The organism is Candidatus Cardinium sp. cBcalN2 (assembly GCF_022810445.1).
Classification (GTDB): Bacteria; Bacteroidota; Bacteroidia; order Cytophagales; family Amoebophilaceae; genus Cardinium.
Genome location: NZ_JAACGD010000096.1, coordinates 1 through 6,965, shown reverse-complemented (window position 1 = coordinate 6,965; position 6,965 = coordinate 1). Strand labels below are relative to the sequence as shown.

Here is a 6,965-nt window from a genome sequence, read left to right as displayed (position 1 = left end):
AGCTGTAAGGGCTGCTTGCCCGATCGCAATTATTTTACAAGGGGCTTTTTTGCTTTTTCTAAGTAGCTTTGCCACTGCGCTGAACGGCCACCACTAATTTAGGTGATTATTGACTTTTTTTCAACTTTATCCCCATACCACCCTGCGTTAGAACCATACAGCTAGAAAGGTATCCATTTATTTTTATGAAAAGCTACGCAACAAAAGTCTAGTATAAATAGCTTGTTTACTACCGACTTGAACAGATATGCTAAAGAAAGTTGGCATTTGTCTTTTCTTATTTAAGTAAGCAAAAAATCTTAAATAAACTACTACTTATAGTTTTTTTTCATTTGATTATTAATATATTCTCTTAGGAATTCTATCTATTTTTTCATATCATATACAAAACAAATGAACCCTATATTTCGTGGTCGTTGTGCCTCGTGAGGGTTACCTTTGGCTCTTCCTTTATAACTAAGCAGCTGTAGCTATAAGAATAGATTATGAAATAGGCTCATAGCGACCATGCTGCTTGGTGGGCGTTATATCAGATCGTATCATATAAATACAAACAATGGAAAAAAAACATACAAAATATAAAACAAGTCTATTGATCGGGCTATTAAGCTTATATACCTTATCTTCTTGTGTTAACACCAGACAAGTACTAGGTAACCATCAGGATATCGAACTAGGTAACGATGTAAATCCTAATATACAGTGGGATAAGAAGAATCGTGCTACCTATACAGTAAATCCTGAGCCTAAAATTACCTTAATAAAGATAACCCAAAGGAGCTCATCTGCATACAGTTATGTTGAGCATGTAGGTGGAGAGACGACTAAATCAACAAACAGTTGGACTTGGAAGAAAAAGCTCGTGCTTGGCTTGTCATTAGTTACTGTTGCTGGTATGCTTAGTGTTCCTGTTGGAGTTGGTGTGTGTGCCATTGGTCTTATTTGCCCTTTTGGTGCTACTTCTTTTTTGCCTAATAACACTTTGCCTAATAACACAACGTTATTAATTAATAATTCTAATAGTACCTTTGTAGTACCGGGACATCCGTTTGATGCCCCAAATAGAGGTGGTGGACGCAGGGGTCGTATGCATATACCTAAAGAAAATGAAGATCATTATACGTCAATACTAGACTCATCATTCAGTCAGTTTGAACCAACAGAAGTTGTATCAAGCGAAAATGAATCAACAGAGGATATCTTCTTTCAAGATATGACCATTCATCAGCTATATCATAAGATCCTGAACAAGGATTTTGATCCAGATATGGTCAGAGCGTGGTTGCAGGATGGTTTAAACCCAAATATGAAAGATTTAAATCAAAGGACATTGTTTATGTTAGTAGTTGAGCACTATAAGAATATCAAAGAAGATGATTGGAAGGCCATTGATATTATTACGAGCTTCTTACAAACAGGTAAAATCAACTTCTCTAAAAAAGATTCGAATGGCCAGACGGTTTGGGATTATACAGCAAAGAATCATTTTCTTAAAAATCTATTCAGGAGGTATAAGCATAAAAAGTAAAGTAGCTTTTCAGCTAATGGCGTCAACTTAAGATATATATTTAGTTGATTACTAATACAATGATATATAAAAACGCCCCTTGTAAAAAGCTGCGATCAGAAAGCTCTGCTTACAGCTGGAAAAACAGAACTCGCCCGCTTCTCGGACTTCAAACAGGCTGTTTTTCTATTTCAGCTGTAAGGGCTGATTGCTGATCGCTGATCGCAACTATTTTACAAGGGGCGTTTTTGCTTTTTCTACGTAGCTTTCCCACTGCGCTGAACGGCTACAAAAAAGTAAACTACACATTCCTTTTCTTAGCCTTCAATCAAATCTAATTGGTCAATTAAAGCAGTAACGCGTGCTCCTTGTATAACCGAATCATCAAGGATAAACCTTAAATCAGGTACTTTATGTATTTTACCCGCTATTCTTTTGCCTAATGATCTCCTTATGCTATTTTTATGATCATCCATTTTTTTTAGTAATGATCCCTGATCCTTATTGAGTGAAAGGCTCATATAAACTTTTGCTAGGTTCAAATCACTACTTAAGTCAACCATGGTAACCGAGATCAAAGCATGATCAAATAATCCTGCCATTTCTGTTAAAAACAAGGTGGCTAGTTCCTTCTGGAGAATTTTAGCTATTTGCTTTATCTTAATAACATTAGTGGGCTTTATCATTTGCTTTTTCAAGTAATATCTTAACCAATTGTATAAATGAATCCACTTGGAGCGAAGCACCGCCAATAAGCCCACCTGCAACATTAGGCGCACTAAATATAGCTGCTGCATTTTGTGGATTACAACTCCCACCATATAGAATAGGTACTTTTATACTCCCGCCATATGCTTCTAATAGCGTTTGCCTTATAAAGTAGTGCATTTCTGTTATGATATCCAAACTAGCTACTTCTCCTGTACCAATTGCCCAAACAGGCTCATAAGCAACAGCTAATTTTGCCACTTCATCTGGTGTCATGCCGCATAAACTCTCTTGTAATTGTTGCTTGACAATCGTTTTGTGTTTACCGTTTTTACGGTCTTCTAAACTCTCACCACAACAAAGGAAAGGTTGCATACCCGTTTTCAATACCCTTTTAACTTTTTTAGCTAAAAGCGAATTATCTTCTTTTTGGTACATTCTTCGTTCACTATGCCCAATCAATACCCCACTTACCTTGATAGTCGATAGCATAGCAGCAGATACCTCTCCTGTAAAAGCACCTTCTGCTTCATGGTGACAATTTTGTGCAACCAATTGAATAGGGCCTTTACGATCTATTAATTTTGCCATATCAGATAAATGGACAAAAGAAGGGGCAAGAAATACCCCTAAGGATCCGGTATCAATTGCCTCCAATGTAGGTAACAACTGTTGCATAAAAGCAATGGCTTCTTTTGTCGTTTTGTACATTTTCCAATTGCCTATAAGGTATTTTTTTTCCATCTTTTCCCGTTTAGGTTAGCTATAAAACCGACTTAAGTGCAGCCACTGTTTTGGGTAAATTGGGTAAAACAGCCTCTATTAAAGTAGGTGCGTAGGGTAGGGGTACATCTAGGCTATTTACCTTTTGAATAGGTGCATCCAAATAGTCAAAAGCATGCTTTTGCACCTGGTAAGCTATTTCAGAGGCAATAGACGCTAGTGGCCAAGCTTCTTCTAAGATCACCAAACGATTGGTTTTTTTTACCGATTGAATAATCGTAGAGAGGTCTAGTGGGCGGATGGTTCGTAAATCAATTAATTCTACTGAAATACCCTCTGCTTGCATCGCTTGCCTGGCTTGATCCGCCACTTTAATCATTTTCCCAAAAGAAACCAAAGTTACATCTGTCCCCTCTTGCACCACGTGGGCTTTTCCGATTGGCAGCAAGTAGTTTTCCGTGGGCACTGCTCCTAAGTCGCCATACATGATCTCTGATTCCATAAATATGACAGGATCATCATCTCTAATCGCACTTTTAAGTAGCCCTTTTGCATCATATGGATTAGAAGGAACAATTACTTTTAGTCCCGGACAATTGGCATACCAATTTTCAAAATTTTGGGAATGTTGGACACTTAACATACCCGCATGACCAGTTGGCCCCCTGAATACAATAGGTACATGGTATTGGCCACCAGACATCGCGTACATTTTGGCTGCTCCATTGACAATTTGATCTATGGCTACTAAGGAAAAGTTAAAAGTCATAAATTCTATAATTGGGCGCAAGCCATTCATAGCAGCACCCACACCTAGACCAGCGAAACCCGACTCGCTAATAGGCGTATCTATGACCCTGTTCGGTCCAAAATGGTCCAGCATGCCCTGGCTTACTTTGTAAGCACCATTGTATGCCGCTACTTCTTCACCCATTAAAAAGATCATTTCATCTCTTTGCATTTCTTCGATCATTGCTTCTCGCAATGCTTCTCTAAATTGTATGGTTCGCATCTATTAGCAATATGATATGAAATAAAATAAGTCTTATCAAAGATAGGGGGCATTGAGAAAAAAACAATCAGCCATTACCAATATACTCCTTTAGCGCACTTCTAATTTCTTGAGCAGACAGATTATTTTCCATGCTTCCCTTTTTAGCTATGGATATCTGACCAGATTCTTCTGAAACAATTAAGACTAGGGCATCTGTTATTTCAGTAAGGCCAACAGCTGCTTTATGACGTAATCCAAAACGAGCAGCAATATTGGGGTTGTCCGTCACAGGCAAGATACACCTTGCTGCTACGATTTTATTACTATGAATAATTACTGCACCATCATGCAAAGGGCTATATTTGTTAAAGATAGCAATCAATAATCGAGCAGAGACTACTGCATTAATTAAATCACCAGATTCTTCATAGTGTCGCAGATCTGCATCTTTTGTAAACACGATGAGTGCGCCTGTATTACTTCCTCCTAATGTTTGAACGGCCTTTACTACTGGTGTTACATCCACTTCACTTTTTTGATCAGTTAACCAAGGGATAATTTGTACCATCATTGCCTTGCTACCTAAAAGACTTTTACCTATACTAAACAAGAAATGGCGAATTTCTCTTTGAAAAATAATAATCGGAACGATAGGAGTTGTAAATATGCTTAAAATAGAGGCTAGCCTATTTAGATGTAACGCCCGAACAATCCAGTAAAAAAGATATACAACCAAGAAACCTAAGATGCTCTTGACAGCTATACTACCCTCAACTAATTTATATATAGCAAAGATTAAAAACCCAATTAGTACCATGTCAATCACAAGTGTAAAACGAGTGTCCCAAGTTGCCAGATACAATAGGTTTAATGACATGGATGAAATAATTTATAAGTTTATAACCAAAATAATTTATATAAAGCAGATGTATAAAAACTGGTAAGCCACTATGATTATTAAGGTATTTTAGTTTAATTTTGTGTTAAAAAAACGATTTTGTTCCCAAAAAAGCAAATTTAACAGTAGCCTTCTTGTTGTAAAGAAATTAACCTGGTAAAGTTGTTAGTGTCCTACTTTTTTTATAAAATTTGTATTAAGATTCAATTTTCTTTGAAAAGCAAAAGCCTCTCTAAGATCAATAATGGTCTCAAACGCTCTTTAAAATAAACTTTCTTGTCTTCTTAAAATAAAATATAAAATTAAAGTAACCTTTTAATATGTTTAAAAAAATTATATTCCAGCAAAAAAACACGTGGCTATTAATGATCGCAGTCTATGCAATGGTAAATGGTTGTAAAAATTGTTTCAGGGAAAAAAGCAAACAAAAAGAGGCACCTCAAGCAGCATCTCCCTCCGCACCATCTCCTAAACCTAATCCTACTACTGCTACTACTGCTCCAACCAATGAGCCACCAGATGATGTAAATGGCTCTAATGATAGTCTTAATACCGACACTGACTCTTCCGGATTTTCTAGTGATAGTTCTTCTTCTTCTTCTTCTTCTTCTTCTTCTTCTTCTTCTTCTTCTTCTTCTTCTTCTTCAAGTGGTAGTGCTTCCTCTGGCTTTTCTAGTGGTAGTTCTTCTTCAGGCTCATATACGCCTTCCTCCTCTCCTCCTCCTCCTATTACTCCTACCCCTTTCGCTGGGCTGCCTAATGTAGGTAATAGTTGCTATATGAATGCTGTGCTGCAGGTTATAGCAGCTTTATACTCAGACAGCGTACAAGATCCATATTTAAAACTTTTGATCGAAGAAATTAATAATGGTCATCAGCCACTAGGTAAAGACCGTATGGAGGAGGTTAGGACAGAATTACTTCAGCTAATCAATAAGACTGATTGGAGAAATATGCAACAGGATGCTAGTGAATTTATTAAGGATCTTGGTCGTAAGCACGAGTTTATGGATAATATTAACCACGTTGAACGTAAGGTTATTAGAATGCAAGATAACGATAATAATAACGTAATACTCTACGAACAAACCATCGATAATTTGCCTGCAGAGCCTCATTTGTGTGTATATTTTAATAAAAACCAAACTGACCAATATAATTTAAATGAAATGATTCAATCCAGTAATGAGGAATTGTGTGAAGATAATTTAAAAATATCTTTAAGTGAATTCTCTCCTGTGGAAACAAGCGACAATGAGTCAGCTTTTCTAGCAGAAAATAAAAGTAAATTATTTTTCCTAACGCAAGACAATTCAGCACCCAACTATATCAAGCAAGTGGTATATAAGAAGCCAATTCCTTCTGTATTATGTGTACAACTGATGCGGTATAAAGAAGTTTTAACTAAAAATGAGTCTAAAGTTAATGGAACATTTCAGATTACCATTAAGCCAGATCCTAATAAGACAGATACAATTAACTATAATTTACATGCATTTATTGTCCACATTGGGAATAGCCATAAAGATGGCCACTATATTGCCTATGTAAAGCGTGATGGCACATGGTATGAAGCAAACGATAACCATGTAGCAAAAATTGACGAGCAAGGTGCTAAAAAAGCGTCTGAAAAGGCTTACCTATTGTTTTATAGAAAAAAAACATAAGAACATGGTATCCTACGAAAAAAAAGAAAAAACGCCCCTTGTAAAATAGTTGCGATTAAAAATTCGCCCCTTACAGCTGACATAGTAAAACAGTTTTGCTTGAAGCCCGCGAAGCGGTCCAGTTCTGTTTTTCTAGTTATATAGGGGTGATTTGAACAATTTTTTACTCAGGGCTTGATTTTTTGTCCACTTTTTTATCAAAAAAAAGTTATTGCTAGTAAAAAAACGCGCCCTTTGAAAAAAGTACGATCAGAAAGCTTAGTTTACAGATGAAAAGAAAAACAGTTGCCGGGATGGATTGCAGAGAGGTTCCTGTTTTTCTAGCTGAAAACTAAGCTTTCAGTATCTGTTCATGACATTGGTAAAAAATAAATTTTTATTGTTACTTTTTTCTTGATAAAAAAGTAGCTTTCAAAAATTCATTTTTTACCAGTGTCATGAACAGATACGTTGACTTAGCTTAACCCT

At 36.5% G+C, this 6,965-nt stretch carries 6 protein-coding genes; 2 read left to right on the top strand and 4 right to left on the bottom strand.

Features of this window, described 5'->3' with window-relative positions:
- Positions 1-556: 556 nt before the first annotated feature.
- Entirely contained in the window at positions 557-1,528 is a 972-nt protein-coding gene (locus MUW74_RS02945; protein ID WP_243518823.1) for a hypothetical protein, read from the top strand.
- Between the two features lie 296 nt (positions 1,529-1,824).
- Here MUW74_RS02945 and rbfA read toward each other — a convergent pair whose 3' ends face one another.
- The 4 genes from rbfA to cdaA all read right to left on the bottom strand — a co-directional run bounded on the left by rbfA (position 1,825) and on the right by cdaA (position 4,809).
- Positions 1,825-2,193, bottom strand: coding sequence for a 30S ribosome-binding factor RbfA (gene rbfA / locus MUW74_RS02940; protein ID WP_243517987.1), 369 nt, complete (start codon positions 2,191-2,193; stop codon positions 1,825-1,827).
- Positions 2,177-2,959: a triose-phosphate isomerase gene (gene tpiA, locus MUW74_RS02935; protein WP_243517984.1), complete on the bottom strand. Its 783-nt coding sequence runs from the start codon at positions 2,957-2,959 to the stop codon at positions 2,177-2,179. Before tpiA ends, rbfA begins: the two co-directional genes overlap by 17 nt.
- Before the next feature lie 19 nt (positions 2,960-2,978).
- Positions 2,979-3,950 (bottom strand): pyruvate dehydrogenase complex E1 component subunit beta, encoded by a 972-nt coding sequence (locus MUW74_RS02930; protein WP_243517980.1) that lies wholly within the window; start codon positions 3,948-3,950, stop codon positions 2,979-2,981.
- A 67-nt stretch (positions 3,951-4,017) separates the two neighbouring features.
- Positions 4,018-4,809, bottom strand: coding sequence for a diadenylate cyclase CdaA (gene cdaA / locus MUW74_RS02925; protein WP_243517978.1), 792 nt, complete (start codon positions 4,807-4,809; stop codon positions 4,018-4,020).
- Between the two features lie 341 nt (positions 4,810-5,150).
- On the opposite strand from cdaA, the gene MUW74_RS02920 reads away from it, so the two are divergent.
- Positions 5,151-6,497: a ubiquitin carboxyl-terminal hydrolase family protein gene (locus MUW74_RS02920; protein WP_243517975.1), complete on the top strand. Its 1,347-nt coding sequence runs from the start codon at positions 5,151-5,153 to the stop codon at positions 6,495-6,497.
- Positions 6,498-6,965 lie beyond the last annotated feature (468 nt).